This window comes from Sulfitobacter sediminivivens (assembly GCF_042611115.2).
In the GTDB taxonomy this organism is placed as follows: Bacteria; Pseudomonadota; Alphaproteobacteria; order Rhodobacterales; family Rhodobacteraceae; genus Sulfitobacter; species Sulfitobacter sediminivivens.
Genome location: NZ_JBHGAR020000017.1, coordinates 18,046 through 36,820 on the forward strand (window position 1 = coordinate 18,046; position 18,775 = coordinate 36,820).

Genomic DNA, 18,775 nt, shown 5'->3' on the forward strand with positions numbered 1-18,775 from the left:
GTCCTATCAGGCTGGCAAAACCTTTGATTTCTGCTCGCCCAAACCGGCAATTCCCAAGGTCACAACCTCTCCGCCATGCAGGTATTGCTGCGGGGACTGCCCCATGCCCACACCGGGAGGTGTTCCGGTCGAAATCACATCGCCCGCCTGAAGGCTCATAAACTGGCTGCAATAGGAAACGAGGTGTGGGATCTTGAAGATCAGTGTCGAAGTTGATCCGGTTTGCATCCGCTTGCCATCCACATCCAGCCACATGTCCATGTTGTCCATGTCTGCGATCTCATCGAGTGTCACAAGCCACGGGCCTGTCGGCCCAAAGGTGTCGCACCCTTTGCCCTTGTCCCACGTGCCTGCACGGTTGAGCTGAAAATCACGTTCTGACACGTCGTTGATAACGCAAAAACCAGCGACATGATCCATCGCATTGGCCTCGTCGATATAGGACCCCGGTTCGCCGATCACGACGCCGAGTTCAACCTCCCAATCCGTTTTAACCGAACCGCGCGGGACTTGAATGTCATCATTCGGGCCGACCACCGCAGAGGTCCATTTGTTGAAGATAATGGGCTCTTCGGGAATTGGCATGCCTGCCTCTTCGGCGTGGTCGGCATAGTTCAGTCCGATGCAGACGAATTTGCCGATATTCCCTACACAAGCGCCAAGGCGCAGATCGTCCTGTGGCGTGCCTTCGACAAGTGGCAGCGTTTCCGGATCAAGTGCCTGCAGGGCCTTCAGGCCAGCGGGGCGCAATGTATCACCAGAAATGTCCGGCACGATGCCTGACAAATCGCGCACACGGCCTGATGCATCCAAAAGTCCGGGTTTTTCTGCGCCGGGTGCGCCATAGCGGAGAAGTCTCATGTCGTTTCCTATTTCCTATTAAGTAGATTCGGTTTCTTCAGGCTGCACCACGCGCCGCCCACAGCGCCCCGCGGCGGATGATCTCCGTGACTTGCGGCACCTTCAGGTCGTCCAGTTCGTGACCGATTGAACAATAGAACACGCGGCCCTTGTCCCAGCGGCGTTTCCAGACAACGGGGATCACGGTGCCCTCGATCCACCAAAGATGGTCGCCCGAAAATGTCGTGGTCGCCAGGACGTCGTTGGATGGATCGACGAGCATATAGTATTGCTCGGTTTTCAGGCGGAAGCTCTTGATGCCTTGCACAATCGGATCTTCTGGTTTGCAGATCGTCACGTCATAATCGACGTAGTCTTCACGCGGCTGCAGGTTGTCAGGCCATCCGGGCGGATGCGCCACAAACTGGCCACCAATCAGAAAGTGATAGGTCGGGCGGTCGCGGAACGCGTCCCCCATGTGACCGTGCCATCCTGCAATCCCACACCCGTCAGCGATCAGCTTTAACAAACCGTCTTCTTGCGGTTTGGTCATGTTGCCGAATTCTTCCTGGTGACCTGAGCGCGCAGAAGACCAGATCGGCGTGATCAAATCGACATCCGCCAAGCGTTCGGGCTGCGCGAGGGGTTCCAGCGTGTTATAAACATCAACCTCAAAACCGTTGGCTTCCAGCAAGTCTTTGTACCAATCCGCAAATTGGGTCGGCGTGTGGCCTTCCCATCCGCCAACGAATAGCGCCGCTTTCATCATGTGTCCTTTCGCATGAAGCTCAACATCGACGCCATGTCGCGGGCACCATACCCTGCCTTTTCCGCCTCGATCAATTTGGCCAAGGTGGTCCGGCCTTGCGGCATCGCAGAGCCAAGCCGATTTGCAAGTTGTGCCGTCACTTCCATATCTTTGCGGGCCAGTGCCACCGTGAAAGTCACATCGTGGTCCGCTTCGTTCAGATACAGCGGACGTCGGTATCTAAGCATTGGCGCACAGGCGGCGGAGGCTTCGATCACATCGAACGCGACCTCGGACGTGATGCCAGATGCTTCGGCCAAGGTCATTGCTTCGGCAAGGGTCTGATTGATCCCGTGGATCAGTGAATTCACCACCAGCTTCATCACTGCACCCGACCCGGACTGACCGAGATAGATGGTCTCGCGACCTACCGCATCGAATATGACCGCAAGATCTGCGTCCTCGTTATGGCATCCGGCCATGATGAGCAGGTCTGCATGAGCAGCGGCTTGCGTCGCGCCGGAAACGGGTGCATCGATCACCCGGATACCTTTCGGAGCTTTTGCAACTAATTCGGCGATATGGTCAGGGCTCATCGTGCCCATTTCTACTAAGGTCGCGCTGCGTGCCGAGGCAAACAATCCGTTTTTGCCAAGATGCACAGCTTCAGATGCCCTGTCATCGGCCAACATGGTGACCACGAACTGCACTTGCGCCATCAGATCGGAAGGGGTCGGCACGGCTATACAACCTTCGTTCACAGCAAAATCTATGGCCGCTTGCTCGGTACGGTTCCAGACAAACACCTCATTACCGGCTGCGATCAGGTTGCGGGCCATGAGTGCGCCCATCCTGCCCAAACCAGCAAAGCCAATGCGCATCTCAGGCGACCTTATCGTTAGCAATGATCCCTGAAATCGCCTGAATAAGGCTCTCCTCGGTGACCTCTTCCGACGTAAACGTCCGCATCACCTTGCCAGAGAACATCGCGACGATCCGGTCGCTGACATGCAGCACCTCCGGCATCTCGGAACTCACCACGATGACAGCGTAGCCCTGCGCCGCCAATTCGCGGATCAGGTTGTGAATTTCGGACTTTGATCCCACGTCGATGCCGCGCGTCGGTTCATCCACGATCAGCACTTTGGGATGCATCGACAGCCATTTGCCAATGACGATCTTCTGCTGGTTGCCGCCAGACAGGTTGCCCACCGTCTGCTTCCATCCCGGCGTGCGAATGTCGAGCTTGTTTTTGTATTTGTCGAAAATCTTTGTCTCGGCGCCGGTGGCGACAAAGGGACCGGATGACAGATCGCCCACCTGCGGCAGGGTCATGTTGTCACGGCAATTCATACCCAACACGAGGCCTTGGCCCTTGCGATCTTCCGGCACCAGAGAAATGCCCTTGCTGATTGCATCGGCGGGGGAGGAGATGCGCACCTCTTTGCCGTCAAGCAGAATAGTGCCGGCACTGGGGTCCCGCAAGCCAAACAAGGTCTCTGCGATCTCGGTGCGCCCTGCCCCGACCAGACCGTAAAACCCCAAGACCTCACCACGGCGGACCTCAAAACTGACGTCATTGAACAAGTCTCCGCAGGACAGGCCACGCACTTCAAGGGCGATATCACCCAGCTCGTGATGGCTTGTATTACGCGACAGATCGAGCGCGCGGCCGATCATCAATTGCGTGATCTCTTCTTCGTTTGTGGCGCGGGTTTCCAGCGTGCCGCGATACGACCCGTCCCGCAGAACGCTGATCCGGTCGGTGATTTTGAAAATCTCTTCCATCCGGTGAGAGATATAGATGATCCCCACACCCTGACTTTGCAGGTCGGAAATGACATCGAACAAAACGACCTTTTCGGCGTCGGTCAGGGAGGCCGTAGGTTCGTCAAAAATAACCGCCTTTGCGTCCACGGTAAGCGCGCGGGCGATTTCGACCATCTGCTGGTTGGCGATGGACAGATGACCAACTATGGTTTTAGCGTTGAACCCCACCTTCAGCTTTTCAAGTATCGCATCGGTTTGCGCATAAAGCGTGGCCCAATCGACCCGCCCGAAAGAGCGGCGCGGCAACTCACCCAGATAGATATTTTCTGCGACGGTCAGCTCTTCCGCGAGGCTCAGTTCCTGGTGAATAAACACAATCCCCTTGGATTTAGCCTGCAAGGGCGAGGTCATGACAGTTGGCACTTCCTCAACAATGATTTGGCCCTCTTCGGGCTGGTAGATACCGCCCAGGACCTTCATCAAGGTCGATTTCCCGGCACCGTTTTCACCCATCAGCGCGTGGACTTCGCCCGGCATCACCGAAAATGAAACGCCATCGAGCGCGCGGACACCGGGGAAGGTTTTGACGATCCCTTCAAGGCGCAGGGCAGGTGTTTGTTCGGTCATATCTTCAACTCCTCTTTGCCCTTGGTGTTCAACTGGCGGTCAAGGAACAGGACGGCGATCAGGATCAGGCCGATGACAAGATTGACGGTCGATGTATCTGCACCAATGTGGCCCAAACCCTTGCGCAGCAATTGGATGGCCAGAACTCCGCCCAACGTTGAGATGATCGACCCAGCCCCACCCGTCAATTTGGTTCCACCAAGAACCACGGCCGTGATGACCCAAAGCTCATAAAGTTGGCCATCGTTTGGATTGACCGAACCAGATTCAGAATAGAAAACCACCGCTGACAAGGCCGCCAGAAAGCCTATGATCATGAAATTGATCAACATGTGCGGCCCGACCTTGATACCGGCGTTCACTGCCGCCTCGCGGTTGTCTCCGATGGCATAAGCGTTGCGCCCATGCACTGTGCGCGTCATCACGTACCAGATCACGAGCGTTACAACAGCAAGAAACCAAGTTGCCGTGTGCAGTCCCAGAAATTGCGCCTCGGCAAGATCTACCAGGGTCCAGTTCAGGCTCGAAGTAGGGTTTTCGCCATTGTACATGAAAACCAATCCGCGAAAACCCAACATGGAACCCAGCGTTACGATGAACGCATCAACGCCCGTTTTCCAGACGATCAACCCGTTGATCGCACCCAAGACGACACCCGTCAGCAATGCCAGCCCCCACGACACTGGGATGACCCAATCGCCCAGACCGGCAAAGACGTCCCACGTCATACTGTCGAGCAGAATGACCGCCGACAGCGCAAAGATAGCTCCGACGCTCAGGTCGATATTCCCGTTCACCATGATGATCGTCATGCCCATGGCGATAATGCCGATGGGGGCCGATTGCTTGAGCAGCAGCAGCATGTTGTCGGCGTCCATGAACGCCTTGTCTGACAACGAAAAGAATTCGCCCGCAACGCTGAAGAAGATCAGCTCAAGTAAAATAAAGCCCCAGATCGCGCCGTTCTTGAGAAATTTGGACAGTTTTCCAGCTTCCATTTTTCCGCTCCCCTACGCGATTTTTGACCACAGCTTGCCGCGTTTGGCCGCAATATCGAGCCAGACCGCAAGAATGATGATGACCCATGTCACGACGAACTGGACATAGAACTGAAGCCCGACCAGCAGCAGCCCGTTCTGGATGAATCCAAGGATCAGTACGCCGATCACAGTTTTGAAGATTGTGCCCGACCCGCCGAGCAAGGACGCGCCGCCCAGGATCACAGCTGCAAGAACGTCAAGTTCAAGCCCTTGGCCAACGGTGTTTTGCGACCCCAAAGAGCGGCTTGCCTGAATGAGACCAGCAACGGCCACACAAAACGCGGACATCACATAGCACAGGAAAACCACGCGCGCCCGTTTGATCCCCGAAAAGGTCGCGGCAGTTCCGTTGCCACCGACCGCGTAGACTTTGCGACCAAAGGGCGTTTTTGCCAATATGATCCCCAAAAGCGCAGCCAAAGCCACAAAAATGAGAATAGGCACTGGAATCCCAAGTGCAGACCCTTGTCCAAAAACGCCAAACCAGGTGCCTTCCTTGTCAACGATGTCCATGTTCTGACCACCCGAATAGGTCAGCGTCAGACCATGAATTGCCGACAACATGCCCAAGGTTACAATCAGAGAGTTCAGCTTGAGATAACCTACCAGAAACCCGATGAACGCCCCCAGACACAGGGTCATTGCAAACATGGCGGGAATGGCAAGTGCGGGGCCGATCTTGTCATGCAGATCCAGCACCACAATCGTCGAGAACGACATCATTGAACCGACCGACAAGTCGAGGTTGCCGCTGATGACAACGAATGTCACGCCAAGCGCCATGACCCCCAGAATGGCAGAAGACCGTATCACGCCCATCACATTGTCGGGACTTAGAAATCGTTCGTTGGCCAACGTGAACCCGATGATGAAAACCGCAAAAGCAATCAAAATGCCCTGCCGTGCTAGAAATCGCCCAATGTCTGCTTTTGACATGCTCGCCATGTTTCCCTCCCAAAGGCCTCGGCCCGGCCATTTCTGGCCTCTCTATCAGACCAAGGTCATCCCACCGTCGATCATGACGATTTGTCCGGTCATGTAATCGCTATCCTTCGACGCCAGATAGGTCGTCGTTCCGGTAATATCTTCCGTACTGGCAACGCGCCCGCGCAGGATTTCTGATGAAAACTCCTCCATCGCCTGTCCGGGTCGGTCTGCGGCACCAATCTTCATCAGGTCCTGATCAACCTGTTCCCACATTTCCGTGGCTACCACACCAGGCGCAAAGCCTGTGACGGTGATGTTGTGCTTTGCCAGATCGCGCGCGCCCGATTGGGTCAGCGCCACGACGGCGAACTTGCTGGCACAATACGGGGCAACATTATCAAATCCCTGACGGCTCGCGATCGAGGCCGTATTGATGATCTTGCCCCCGGTGCCTTGGGCGATCATCTGATGGGCCGCTTCCTGCATACCGATCATGCAGCCCAGGCCGTTAACCCCCATGATAAAATTCCAGTTATCTTCAGTCACCTCAAGAAAATTCATCGGGCGGTTCACGCCGGCATTATTGAATTTTACGTCCAACTTGCCAAAGATCTGGACCGCATGCGCGATCATCGCTTTGACCGATGCACGATCCGTTACATCGACCGGGGCGTGGGTGGCCTTGCCGCCATACTGGATTGCTCTTTCAGCATTTGCATCCGCAACTTGCGCGACCTTATCGCCATTGATGTCCGCAAAACATACGTCAGCGCCTTCATCCAGCAATGCCTCGGCAATTGCGCGCCCGATACCTTGCGCCGCACCTGTCACAATACAAGACCGCCCAGTCACACGCCCCATGACGCTACCCCCGTAAAACTATATTGAGTGTAGAATTGAAACGGGGCGCCGAAGCGCCCCGCAACACGGGAGATGTTTAGAACACGGGTTTTGTGAACTCGCCCATGTTGTCCTGAGTAATCTTCGGTGTATCGAAGTAGTTCAGGAAAGGCAGCTCTTCGCCGTTAAGCAGATCAATCGCGGACTTCAGCGCGGCTTCTGCGTCATCAACAGGCGACTGGTAGATCGAACCCCAGTATGTGCCTGCGGCCATTGCCTCATAGCCAACTGCAAAGTTGGTTGCACCGACGAAAGTGATGCCCTCACGTCCAGCAGCCACCGCGGCGTTCATTGCGCCAACACCCATGTTGTCATCGCCAGCATAGACGCCGTCGATGTCGTCATACTTGACGAGGAAGGCCTCCATGACTTGCTGCGACTTTTCGCGGTTCCAGTCACCGGGCTGCTCGTCGATCTGCACTACATTTGGGCAGACTTCGGGCAGACGGTCGTTGAAGCCCTTCGCGCGCTCAATGGCGGTCGTGTAGCCCGGCTGGCCAGTGATGTGGACAACCTTGGCCTCGTTCTCGATACCCAATGCCTTGAAGCGATCGCACATGATTTCGGCAGAGCGTGAGCCTTGTGTGATGTTATCAGGGCCAGAGAACGTCGCGACGAATGGGAAACCAGCTTCGGCGATGTTGGAGTTGGTTACAACAACCGGAATGTCAGCAGAATGCGCCTTGCGCACCGCAGGGATCACCGCTTCACCGTTTGTTGGCCAGATGATGATGGCATCGACTTCCTGCTGGATCAGGTCTTCCATCTGGGCGATTTGGCGGGCGACATCGCCACCGGCGTCCAGAACGACGACTTCGACCTTATCGTTCGCTTCGGCTGCGGCGATGAATGCTTTTTCATATGTTGTCTGGTAGCTGTCGACGCCGACGTTGTTCTGCGTGATGCCGATGCGCATCGGGCTGTGGCCGTCTGCGTAGGCCGCCCCTGCCACGGTCAGTGCTGTCGTCGCGGCAGTTGTAGTCAGAATTGTGCGTAGTTTCATAGTGAGCTCCTCCAAGAACTTATTAGACTTTTTTGTCTGGTCCCCACTCTCCCAAGGGGGGAATCACCATTCGGCATACCGATATGATCACCCTCACCTTGCCGTGCGCCCACCAGCATAACCTCCAGAATAATATTCGATTTGGATATTCTTATATCCATTTTGGATATTTTTGCGATACATTTGGAGGTTACTCCGACATCAATATGAGGTGCGACTTGTGACGATTCCAAAATCATCCGAAACGGACAAACCACGTGGTCGAGGCCAGTCGCGTCATCGCTACAATAATTGGAAGGCAGCGGCAGAGGGTATGAATGTCATGAGGGGGGAGAATTTCAATCAGCTCATGCCACCTCAGGCAAAGGCCAACATGTTGACCGTTCTTTCCTTTATGGAAGATCTCGGCGATGAGCTGGAAAACTCGTCTGAGCTGTTTGCATCGACACCGAACCTGCGCATCACGATGCATCTGATCCGTGGTCATCTGGAAGGACGGCTCACCACGATGACATCCCTGATTGGTGCCAGCCGCGCGCCCTACGCAACGGCCAATCGCCGCATAAAGGGCATGCAGGAGGCCGGACTGATTGATCAGCGACCGCGCACCGTTACAGGAAAAAGCTTTTCTCTACATCCGAGCGTTCAATTGTTGGATCAATGGACACAGCTAACCAGCCGCGTACACCGCCTTGCAAGTTCGCAATTTGGCGGGGCCGCAGCAGCAGAAACCTCAGACTACTATTTTGGCGGATCGTACCTGAGCGCGAAATCGATCCCTCCGATGAAGGTCCTTGCCGAGCCGCTCAAGTTGGCGGGGGGGCTGCGTGTTCTGGTGCATGGCGATCCGACCTTCATGGTGATGGACAACCTCAAACGCCAGTTTGAACAGACGATCGGCACGCAAATTCATCAACGCGCCTTTTCTATTGATCGCCTGCGCGAAGAAACGATGCGCAACGCAAGCCGCAAGTCGAGCATTTACGACATCATCGCCGTTGATCTGCCATGGGTCGGCGGGTTCGCTGAAAAGAACGTCTTGATGCCCCTTGATGAGGTTATGGATATTGCCCGTATTGACCCGTCGGATTTTCATACGGCCGGCTGGCAAGCCGCCCATTGGGGTGGTCGCGCATACGGAATCCCGGCGCAAACGACCCCGGAACTGCTGTTCTACCGCAAAGATCTTTTTGCGCAGGCAGGCATTGAGCCACCCACAACCACGCAAGAGCTTCTGAATGCCGCGAAGGCGCTACACGATCCGCAGCATGGACTGCATGGCATTGCTTGGAATGCTGCGCGCGGGACAGCATTGGGTCACACAGTTCTGATGACACTGGCAGATTTCGGGCAACCCATCCTGGACTTGACGCCGAATGCAGGCGGTTATGAAACGCAGCATCTTGCGAACCGCAAATACCGCTTCACCATTGACACGCCAGCGGGTCTGCAAGCGGCGGAGTTCCTCAGCGAGCTGCTCAAGTATTCGCCGCCCGATATTCTGTCGATGTCATGGTATGAACGCATTCGCCCCTATGCCGCAGGGCGGATCGCGATGGCGTACGGGTACACGCTGCTTGCCCCCTATTTCGAACTTGATGACGCGTCGCCTGCCAAGGATCAAACCGGATACCTGCCGCACCCCGCAGGCCCAAACGGGGTGCCCATCGCCCCTGTTGGCGGCTATGTGATGGGGATACCGGCCAACCTGCCAAAAGAACGCGTTGCAGCGGCGGTCGAGGCCTTGCTGGTCTTCACCTCCCCCACGGCACAAAAGCTGTATGTTCAGAACGGCAGCCGTACCAACCCACGCTATTCCGTTGGCTCAGACCCCGATGTGCGGCGTCTGTCCCCGATATTTGAAGCGGTCGACGGGATGTCCTGGCGCGACGAACTGCAGTTCTGGCCAAGGCCGCCGATCCCCGAAATCAACGAAGTCATCCAGATTTGCGGAGAAGAATTTCACGACATGCTGCGCGGCATCATCAGCCCGCAAGACGCATTGCGCCGCGCCCAAGAGAGAGCGGACGCAACCCTATCACCCCCACCATAATCATGACGTCAGGAGGAGACACCCATGGACCCCAACCGCCTCAAAGGTAAAAACATTCTCATCACAGGTGCTGCGCGCGGCATGGGTGAGGCCAACGCACGCTCATTTGCCGAACAGGGTGCCAACGTCTGCATCGGTGATCTGGACCTCGACATGGCGAAAAACGTCGCGGATGAGATCAACGCAGCCGGCAATGGCAAGGCGATAGCGGTCAAGATGGATGTCACCAAACGCGAAGACAACGCCGCTGCCGTGGCCGCAACGGTCAAAGCCTTCGGGTCCATCAATATCGGTGTCTTCAACGCTGGCCTGAACAAACCCCGGTTCTTCATGGATATCGATGAAGACAACTGGGACATGATCATGAACGTCAACACCAAGGCGATGTGGCTGGGCATGCAGGAAACCGCGCGTCAGATGATCGAACAGGGTCCGATGGAGGGGCATCCCTACAAACTGATAAACGTCGGCTCAATCGCATCGCGCAAGCCGCTGGTGGATGTCACGGTCTACTGCACGTCGAAATATGGCTGCCTTGCGCTGACCCATTGTGGCGCAATTGGTCTGGCCGAGCACGGCATCACCGTGAATGGCTATGCACCTGGCGTCGTTGTGACCCCGCTTTGGGAACAGCTCGATAAGGACCTTGTTGATATCGGTTTCAAAGAAAAAGAAGGCCAGGCCTACGAAGACATCGTGCGCGATGCGCTTCAGATCAAGCGCGTGTCATACCCCAAAGACATCGTCGGCACCGCGTCCTTCCTCGCGTCAGACGACAGCGACTACATGACCGGTCAGATGATCCATGTCGACGGCGGCTGGTGCATCCAGTAACGCCGACCCCCTTTTTAAAACCGTAATTCAGGATGGGGCCAAGCGCCCCGAAGGAGACTTCAATGTCAGAACGTCCAGGCAATGCCTTAATGCCAAACTTGCTCACCCCAATGGATCTTGAACCCAACTGGGAATGGCGCGACAAGTTGCCTGCCCATGGTCACATGTCCGTGGATTTTGAACGCCGCATCGACCACGACCGCCTGCGTCGCTACCGCCTTGCGCGAACGCGTCAGTCTCTAATAAATTCGAACGCGGGCACGCTGCTTTTATTCGATGTAAACAATATCCGCTACGTTTCGGCCACCAAGATCGGCGAATGGGAACGCGACAAGATGTGCCGCTTCTGTCTGCTGACAGGTGACGACAGCCCCTATGTCTGGGATTTTGGATCAGCCGCAGAACACCACAAACGGCACTCCGACTGGCTGGAGCCCAGCCACTGCCTTGCTGGCGTTGTTGGCATGCGAGGAACCATACCGCCGGAATTCGGATTGATGCAGAAGTACGCCAAACAGATCGCCGGATTGATCCGCGATGCCGGTATGGCCGATATGCCGGTTGGCGTGGATTATGCTGAGACGGCAATGTTCCACGCATTGCAACAGGAAGGCCTCAATGTGGTCGATGGTCAGCAGATCATGTTGGCGGCGCGCGAAATCAAAAACACGGATGAAATCCAGCTTTTGACCCAGGCGGCCGCCATGGTCGATGGCGTCTACCACATGATCTACGAAGAGCTGAAACCCGGCATCCGCGAAAACGATATCGTCGCCCTGTCCAACAAGATGCTCTACGAGATGGGGTCAGACGACGTCGAGGCGATCAACGCCATCTCCGGTGAACGTTGCAACCCGCATCCGCATAACTTTACAGACCGGCTGATCCGGCCAGGCGATCAGGCCTTCTTTGATATCCTGCAATCCTACCAGGGCTATCGCACCTGTTACTACCGCACGTTCAACGTTGGCCGCGCGACACCGTCACAGAACGACGCCTATGTGAAGGCGCGCGAGTGGATCGACGCGTCGATCGCGATGATCAAACCCGGCGTTTCCACCGACAAGGTGGCCGAGGTTTGGCCAACCGCCCAAGAGCTTGGCTTTGCGAGCGAAGATCAGGCTTTCGGACTGCAATTCGGTCATGGTCTTGGCCTTGCATTGCACGAACGGCCCATCATCAGCCGCGCGGTGTCGATGGATCACCCGATGGAGATCAAGACCGGAATGGTCTTTGCGCTGGAAACCTACTGCCCCGCGACCGACGGCTATTCAGCCGCACGGATCGAGGAAGAAGTCGTGGTGACGGAAAACGGTTGCGAGGTCATCAGTCTTTTCCCAGCGGAAGAACTGCCGATCGCGAACCGGTACTGATATGGGCAACCCGTTCGATTTGACCGGTCGCAAGGCATTGGTCACCGGCGGCGCAACCGGCATCGGCGAGGGCATTGCCCTCGGCCTTGCTGCCGCCGGGGCCGATGTGGCGCTGACCTATCGCAGCCATCAACCTGACGACACCCTTGCCAAGATCAAGGCACTTGGTGTCAAAGGTGCTGCCGTGAAAGCTGACTTCTCCGGCATGGATGAAGCCGCAGCCGAGGACGTGGTAAGCTTTGCCAACGACGCCTTGGGGGGGCTGGACATTCTGGTAAATAACGCCGGGATCATCCACCGCGAAGACAGCACTGACATGCCGCTTGAAGATTGGCGGCGCGTGCTGTCGGTGAACCTTGAATCCGTGTGGTTGCTGTCTCAGGCGGCGGGCAAGCGCATGGTGGCCCAAGGCTCAGGCAAAATCATCATCGTTTCCTCTGTACTCGCATCGCAAGGCGGCCTGCGTGTTCCGGCCTATGTCTCCAGCAAACACGCGGTGGTCGGCCTGACCAAGGCACTTTGCAACGAATGGGCACCGCACGGTGTTAACGTCAACAGCATCGCACCGGGCTACACTGCCACAGACAACACGCAAGCGTTGCGCGACGATCCGGGCCGCTCAAAGGCGCTGCTTGAACGTATTCCTGCGGGCCGTTTTGCCGAACCTTCAGAAATCGCAGGTGCTGCGGTTTTTCTTGCGTCTGACGCCGCCAACTATTGCCACGGAAGCGTGGTCACCGTCGATGGCGGCTGGCTCGCCCGTTAGGAGAGAGACTATGGAACAATCACTTAAAGGCAAAACCGCTCTGATCACTGCGGCGGGTGCAGGCATCGGGCGTGCCAGCGCCGAAGCGCTCGCCGCACGGGGCGCACAGGTCATTGCCACCGATCTGAAAGGCGATCTGGTTGCCGATCTGGCGGGAACATCACCCAACATCACGGGCCACGCGCTGGACGTGCTGGACGCTGAGGCCGTCAAAGCGCTTGTCGCGTCGGTCGCACCCGTCGATATATTGCTGAACTGCGCTGGATGGGTGCATGACGGCACGATACTTGATGTCGACGAAGATGTCTGGGACCGCGCATTCGATCTGAACGCAAAGGCGATGTACCGCATCACAAAGGCCGTGCTGCCCGGAATGCTCGCCAATAAGAACGGGTCGATCATCAACATCGCCTCTATCGTCTCAAGTGAAAAAGGCGCGCCGCGCCGCTTCGCTTATGGCGCGTCAAAGGCCGCGATCATTGGCATGACCAAGGCCATCGCGGCTGACTTCGTCAAGGACGGTATCCGGTGCAACGCAATCTGCCCCGGCACCGTACAAAGCCCGTCTTTGAATGACCGTCTGACCGCAACAGGTGACTTCGACAAAGCCCTCGCCGCGTTCAAGGAACGCCAGCCGATGGGACGGCTTGGCCAGCCCGAAGAAATCGCGGAAATGGTCTGCTACCTTGCGGGCGACTTGTCCGCCTTCACCACTGGTCAGTCCTTTGCCGTTGATGGTGGGTGGTCAATCTGATGGGACTGGACCGCGCGGCTTCAATTGATGATCTGCGGCTGCGCGCCAAACGCCGCATCCCGCGCTTTGCGTTTGATCTGGTGGATGGCGGTGCCGAAAATGAGCGCAATATGCGCCGCAACACAGAAGCTTTTGAAGAAGTAGAGCTGACGCCCCGCTACATGGTAGACGTGTCCAACATCGACACCAGCGCGACCGTATTCGGGCAAACCTTTGATGTGCCGTTTGGCATGGCCCCCATCGGTATGCTTAACGCCTTCTGGCCAGGTGCCGACCTGACGCTCGCACGGCTGTGTAAGGCGCAAAACATCCCCTACACGGCCAGTTCCGCCTCTTCGACCACGCTGGAACAGCTTGCCGAAGCCGCAGATGGCAATGGATGGTTCCAGTTGTATGTGTCCAGCGATGCAACAGTGACCGAAGGCCTGATCGGACGTGCCGAAGCGGCTGGCTATACCACGATGATGGTCACCGCCGATGTCCCCGCCGCAGGCAAGCGCGACCGCGACATCCGCAACCAGCTTGCCGTGCCCTTCCGTTTTACGCCCGAAGTGATCCTGCAATGTTTGGCCAACCCGCGTTGGGCGCTGACCAGCCTGAAACATGGCACGCCAAACGTGGCGAACTATGCCGACCTTTTGCAAAGTGCGACGTCATACGCGGATGTGCAAAAAACACTGATTACACCGGGGTTCACCTGGGAAGACCTCAAACGCTTGCGTGCACGCTGGAAAGGCAGGCTTTTGGTCAAAGGCATCTTGCATGCCAAAGATGCCGTGGCCTGCGCCGAATTGGGCTGCGACGGAATTGTCGTGTCTAACCATGGCGGGCGTCAGGTCGCCTTTGGCCCGCCCACGATCGAAGCATTGCCCGCCATTGCCGACGCCGTCGCAGGCCGCATGACCATTATCCTGGATAGTGGTATCCGGCGCGGCGCGGATGTTCTGCGCGCAAAGGCCCTTGGGGCTGACTTTGCGTTTGCAGGCCGCGCGTTCGCCTATGGCGTTGGCGCAGGTGGTGAGGCAGGCGCTCAGCGGGCATTTGAAATATTACAGTTGGAATTGGTCCGCGCTTTAGGTCAGCTTGGTATCTCGACTTTTAGGGCCGTTGGTTCGTCTGAACTTAGCACTCTCAAAGAAACGACGTCTTAGGGCCCTTGCCCTTACATCACCTCGAGAAAACTTTGTCGCAGACTTCACATACGCTAGCTTATGCGTCAACGAAAACTGACTTTCTCATCACCGATAGCTCCAATGTAATATCCTGCCCAAAGTTTTTTAAACACATCTCAAAAAAAGGAAATCATCCTTTTACGGTCTTTGGGGAATAGTGAGCTTTTCGCTGAAATGACCCACAATTCGATAAAAATTTGAACCGTAGAGTATCCACGTGACGCGACACAGGCCGATCTCGAGGCATACACATAGTGCACACGACACCACTTAAATTATTGAATATAAAAATTAACCTGCCCAGCGCATCACTGAAAAGACGCAATGCACGTCTCCGAATGACCACTTCGAAACGGAATTTAGGCCTTGTTGCAGGGCGCAGAATTCGGAACTCCGGGCTCTCTGCAGTCGTTCAGAACCTTCATCTGACGACCCTTTCCGACGTCCAATCGTCCGGTCTCCGAGTCATCAATGTGAAAAGGTTGAAGCTACGGCATTTATGAAGCGGCCGCTTTCGGGGGCGCGGTTCTACAAATGTTGCAAAGTGCGTGAATGGCGGCGAAGTGTGTGTGCCAAGTGGACCTTAATTCATCTCTTCGCTGCGCACGCCTCGCCCTATTGTCTGAGCCACTGATCGAGACTTCTCTAAAAGGGGTTCCGATCATGTAGAGTACCGAATACGACCGGGTGACCCGCTCTCGGCGCAACGAATGAGACAGTTTCTGCGGCCTATCCGAGCACAGATTGAATGTGTTTGACAGAATCAAAAATGGTATTACCGTCGGGGGCTTGTTGCTCTCTTTAGCTATGTGACAAGATCGCACAGCCTGCGGCGGGACAGCCTCCAAGGATGACAAGAGGGGTGAATTTTTGTATAAACTTACCTGTGCAATCGCATTTTTCCTGGCATTGACCGTCCCGGAGCAAGGGTTCGGCGCTGACAAAGAGCTGGGAGAAACCAAATACAAGAAGACGTGCATTTCCTGTCATGGAAAAGCCGGAAAGGGCGCTGCCAGCTTTCCCAAGATTTCTGGTAATCCGATTTCCTACACGACGGAAAAACTAAAAGCGTACAGAGAAGGTCTCAAGCAAGGCCCGAACTCAGCCTTGATGATCATGAAGGCAAAGCCATTGACCGACGAAGAAATCGACAACTTAGCCGCGTATTTGCAGGGCGCGGAGTAAGGAGCGAGGAAATTTAATCTCTAGGGAGGAAGACATGAAAACGCTAAAAAGTAAGTTCGTTTCTCAACTAGCGGCTGCTGCTTTGACAATTGGACTGCCGCTTTCTGCCCAGGCAGATAATCACGAAGGCATGGACGTTCCAAAGATTTCACCAACCATTGTCCTTGCGGGACTCGAGAATCCCTGGGACATGGCGTTTCTTTCAGACGGCTCGATGTTCTACACCGAAAAATGCAAGGGCCTGTCGGTAAGAACCCCTGATGGAACTGTGCATGCCTTGTACGGAATGCGGGACAGTACGGGCTACGCCGATAGTGGCAGCGATTTGTTTTGCGAAGGACAGGCTGGTATGCTTGGCGTCGTCGCGGATCGTCACTTCGACAATAACCGGATCCTTTACGTCTATTCGACCTCGAACAAATATCACGGCGATGGTTGCGAGACCAACTTTGGTAAATGCGACGGCAACATCGTCATGAGGTTCAAAGTCAGCGATGACCTCACGAGCGTATCTGATCGAACGGATATCGTTACGGACATTCAATACAAGCCGTTGGAGTCAGATCAGCCCTTTGGAGGCCCCGGTGCACACAATGGCGGTCGGATCCGCGTGGGGCCGGGAGGGTACCTTTGGGTCGCTGGCGGTGACCGCCATCGCGGGATTTGTCCACAGGATGGCTCATTGCTCTGTGGGAAAGTTCTGCGGATCGATATGAACGGGAATGCGCACCCGGAGAACAATCCGCCTGAAGGCTTTGACAAGCGCATATACACCTACGGACACAGGAATGTTCAAGGAATCGATTTTCGTCCAAGCGACGGTAAAGCGTTCACCGCTGAGCACGGCCCTTGGCACAACGATGAGATCACAGCCCTTGTGAATGGCGGCAATGCCGGCTGGGATCCCGCGCAGAACACTGGGGGTCGCGGCGAATGCCCCGATGAGTACTGTGGGTACGAGCCAAATCAATTGGAAGGTATGGACCCTGCGGTTCGTGCTGCGTACACCCCAATGAGCGACACGCGCTTCGACGACTTGATGCCACCAAGCTGGAACAACAATGGTTTCTCGCAAGGCACCGGTTCTGCAGCTTTCCTGAAAGGCAGCAACTGGGGCATTTACGAAGGGCGTTTGGCGGTCGGTATCATGGGCATCGGCTTTGGTGACACGCCTCCGGGGTCGCGGATCGACATGATTAGCCTCACGCCCGATGGTTTGGGCATCAACGGGATCACGCGCATGCCGCTTGGATTTTCGACAAGGTTCCGTGGCTTGGTCATGGGGCCCGACAACGCGCTATACGTCGCGACGGATGACGGTGATATTTACAAGGTCACGGCGGAAAGCATGAGGTGAGTCCTCGAACCTGCAGATAACCATTCAAATGAAGTGCCCGCGGTATTTAGACACCGCGGGCATTTGTTGTTCAGACGGACAATGCGCTTGGCTCAAAGTACCTGACGACCAAACCATCTGTCAGCTGCACACTATCTGAGCCAGGCGTTCCGTTGCAGATCCAACCGCTATCTCTTTCTTCGGCTTTTGCTTGGTGTCCGTTTTCATTGCGGCATTTTCCCAGTGCGCATCTGTAAAAAAAGTACTCTGCAAGATCTTTTGCGTCTGCTCAGAACAATTGATTTCCAAAAAGCTTAGGAAGCTGGACGCACCCATGACGGACGTTTTGTATCGAATCCCACTCCAAACGTGACGCAGGGTATCGATCCGCTCCACGCGAGACGGGTCATAAAAATATTGATCGCCATTCGCTTTCTCTACGTACATGACCCATTCGCCGTCTCCCGCATCACCAGCCAATGCATTACAATTTGTGGCCGCAAAAGCGACGGAAAAAATCAATAACGCTGTTATCCTCATTCCGTTCATACGGATTAGTCTTTTATAGTTTCCCAGGTGTGGCCAGCAAATAATTGTCACTTTTCTGGTAGTATCAATGGGTCCCTACTCGGCTCTTTGGCGATGGCGAACTTTGATAAACGTCGGTTGTCCGCAGTTGCCCAGATAGCTTGCCACACATTCAAATACAGCGTATTAAAACATACAACCTGTGGTGTTTTGCGGTGCCGCCGCAAAGCGCCCACAGCGGACCTTTGCACCCAGAAATCAAATGGCAAGTTTGCCCGCAAAGCACCCCAGTCCTGCGGGCAGTTGGGCGAAGTCTGTGCCAGTGTGCAAATTGAAGCGTTAGAAACTGCAATCCTAAGCCAATTTCCGCTCATATAGTTGCTGTGGCCGCGTCATACCCCACATCTGGTAGATAGAGCAGAACAGGTTCACCCTCCCTCTTGCAAATGTTCCCTATATGTTCTATATATTAACAATATGAGAACAAGGAATGCTGAAATGTCCTTTCAACCCCAGTTTCCCGGCATCTTTACCCCTGCCCAAGGGGCTACACCTGTGCAGCATGACCTGCCGCTGACGCAGCCATTGGCCGCCACGGAAAAACAGATCGCTTACGCCCGTATTCTGGCCGCAAAATCCCACACGGCCCTGCCACAGGGGATCACACAGGACCGTTCCAAGCTGTCGGCATGGATCGAAGCGCACAAAGCCCCAGCGCCCAAGGGTAAGTTCGACAATTATCCGTCGTCCAAGCAGGTCGCCTTTGCCGAACGCATTGCCCGGCTCAAGCGCCGAGACGTGCCGCGCGAGTGTTTTCACGACAAAACCCTGATGTCGCGGTGGATTGATGGCAACAAACCGCGCTGATCCCAGCACCGACGTTATACTGACGCAAAGTCATGCATGGTCTCTTAATCAT

General features: G+C 55.6%; 18 protein-coding genes. 9 read left to right on the top strand and 9 right to left on the bottom strand.

What is annotated here, in order from left to right; genetic code table 11:
• Positions 1-6: 6 nt before the first annotated feature.
• From ACEWL3_RS15790 to ACEWL3_RS15825, 8 genes are all read right to left on the bottom strand, one after another.
• Positions 7-861, bottom strand: a complete 855-nt coding sequence (locus ACEWL3_RS15790; protein ID WP_386180800.1) for a fumarylacetoacetate hydrolase family protein — start codon at positions 859-861, stop codon at positions 7-9.
• Positions 862-898: 37 nt separating this feature from the next.
• On the bottom strand, positions 899-1,609 hold the full coding sequence (locus tag ACEWL3_RS15795) for a ThuA domain-containing protein (RefSeq protein ID WP_435001143.1): 711 nt from the start codon (positions 1,607-1,609) through the stop codon (positions 899-901).
• A complete protein-coding gene (locus ACEWL3_RS15800; RefSeq protein WP_386180794.1) occupies positions 1,606-2,469 on the bottom strand; it encodes an NAD(P)-dependent oxidoreductase in 864 nt (287 codons plus the stop codon). The genes ACEWL3_RS15795 and ACEWL3_RS15800 overlap by 4 nt, the downstream gene beginning before the upstream one ends.
• Before the next feature lies 1 nt (position 2,470).
• Positions 2,471-3,985: a sugar ABC transporter ATP-binding protein gene (locus tag ACEWL3_RS15805; RefSeq protein ID WP_386180791.1), complete on the bottom strand. Its 1,515-nt coding sequence runs from the start codon at positions 3,983-3,985 to the stop codon at positions 2,471-2,473.
• Positions 3,982-4,983 (bottom strand): ABC transporter permease, encoded by a 1,002-nt coding sequence (locus ACEWL3_RS15810; RefSeq protein WP_386180788.1) that lies wholly within the window; start codon positions 4,981-4,983, stop codon positions 3,982-3,984. The genes ACEWL3_RS15805 and ACEWL3_RS15810 overlap by 4 nt, the downstream gene beginning before the upstream one ends.
• 12 nt (positions 4,984-4,995) lie before the next feature.
• Positions 4,996-5,970, bottom strand: coding sequence for an ABC transporter permease (locus ACEWL3_RS15815; protein ID WP_386180785.1), 975 nt, complete (start codon positions 5,968-5,970; stop codon positions 4,996-4,998).
• Positions 5,971-6,015: 45 nt separating this feature from the next.
• Positions 6,016-6,813 carry an SDR family oxidoreductase gene (locus tag ACEWL3_RS15820; RefSeq protein WP_386180782.1) on the bottom strand — a complete coding sequence of 266 codons (798 nt, stop codon included), beginning with the start codon at positions 6,811-6,813 and terminating at the stop codon, positions 6,016-6,018.
• Between the two features lie 76 nt (positions 6,814-6,889).
• On the bottom strand, positions 6,890-7,855 hold the full coding sequence (locus ACEWL3_RS15825; protein ID WP_386180779.1) for a sugar ABC transporter substrate-binding protein: 966 nt from the start codon (positions 7,853-7,855) through the stop codon (positions 6,890-6,892).
• Positions 7,856-8,168: 313 nt separating this feature from the next.
• Between ACEWL3_RS15825 and ACEWL3_RS15830 the strand changes: the two genes are divergently transcribed.
• The 8 genes from ACEWL3_RS15830 to ACEWL3_RS15865 all read left to right on the top strand — a co-directional run bounded on the left by ACEWL3_RS15830 (position 8,169) and on the right by ACEWL3_RS15865 (position 17,349).
• Positions 8,169-9,908, top strand: coding sequence for an ABC transporter substrate-binding protein (locus tag ACEWL3_RS15830; protein WP_435001145.1), 1,740 nt, complete (start codon positions 8,169-8,171; stop codon positions 9,906-9,908).
• 24 nt (positions 9,909-9,932) lie between these two features.
• Positions 9,933-10,742 (top strand): SDR family NAD(P)-dependent oxidoreductase, encoded by an 810-nt coding sequence (locus tag ACEWL3_RS15835; protein WP_386180773.1) that lies wholly within the window; start codon positions 9,933-9,935, stop codon positions 10,740-10,742.
• 62 nt (positions 10,743-10,804) lie between these two features.
• Complete coding sequence (locus tag ACEWL3_RS15840; protein ID WP_386180771.1) at positions 10,805-12,115, top strand: M24 family metallopeptidase; 1,311 nt, start codon at positions 10,805-10,807, stop codon at positions 12,113-12,115.
• 1 nt (position 12,116) lies between these two features.
• Positions 12,117-12,881, top strand: coding sequence for an SDR family oxidoreductase (locus tag ACEWL3_RS15845; protein WP_386180768.1), 765 nt, complete (start codon positions 12,117-12,119; stop codon positions 12,879-12,881).
• A gap of 10 nt (positions 12,882-12,891) precedes the next feature.
• Positions 12,892-13,635 carry an SDR family oxidoreductase gene (locus ACEWL3_RS15850; RefSeq protein WP_386180765.1) on the top strand — a complete coding sequence of 248 codons (744 nt, stop codon included), beginning with the start codon at positions 12,892-12,894 and terminating at the stop codon, positions 13,633-13,635.
• Positions 13,635-14,786 (top strand): alpha-hydroxy acid oxidase, encoded by a 1,152-nt coding sequence (locus ACEWL3_RS15855; RefSeq protein ID WP_386180762.1) that lies wholly within the window; start codon positions 13,635-13,637, stop codon positions 14,784-14,786. Before ACEWL3_RS15850 ends, ACEWL3_RS15855 begins: the two co-directional genes overlap by 1 nt.
• A gap of 891 nt (positions 14,787-15,677) precedes the next feature.
• Positions 15,678-15,992: a c-type cytochrome gene (locus ACEWL3_RS15860; protein WP_386180759.1), complete on the top strand. Its 315-nt coding sequence runs from the start codon at positions 15,678-15,680 to the stop codon at positions 15,990-15,992.
• A 34-nt stretch (positions 15,993-16,026) separates the two neighbouring features.
• Positions 16,027-17,349 carry a PQQ-dependent sugar dehydrogenase gene (locus ACEWL3_RS15865; protein WP_386180756.1) on the top strand — a complete coding sequence of 441 codons (1,323 nt, stop codon included), beginning with the start codon at positions 16,027-16,029 and terminating at the stop codon, positions 17,347-17,349.
• A 120-nt stretch (positions 17,350-17,469) separates the two neighbouring features.
• Here ACEWL3_RS15865 and ACEWL3_RS15870 read toward each other — a convergent pair whose 3' ends face one another.
• The gene (locus tag ACEWL3_RS15870; protein ID WP_435001149.1) at positions 17,470-17,868 is read right to left on the bottom strand and encodes a surface-adhesin E family protein; all 399 of its coding nucleotides are present in this window, start codon (positions 17,866-17,868) and stop codon (positions 17,470-17,472) included.
• A 486-nt stretch (positions 17,869-18,354) separates the two neighbouring features.
• Between ACEWL3_RS15870 and ACEWL3_RS15875 the strand changes: the two genes are divergently transcribed.
• Positions 18,355-18,723, top strand: coding sequence for a hypothetical protein (locus ACEWL3_RS15875; protein ID WP_386180750.1), 369 nt, complete (start codon positions 18,355-18,357; stop codon positions 18,721-18,723).
• Positions 18,724-18,775 lie beyond the last annotated feature (52 nt).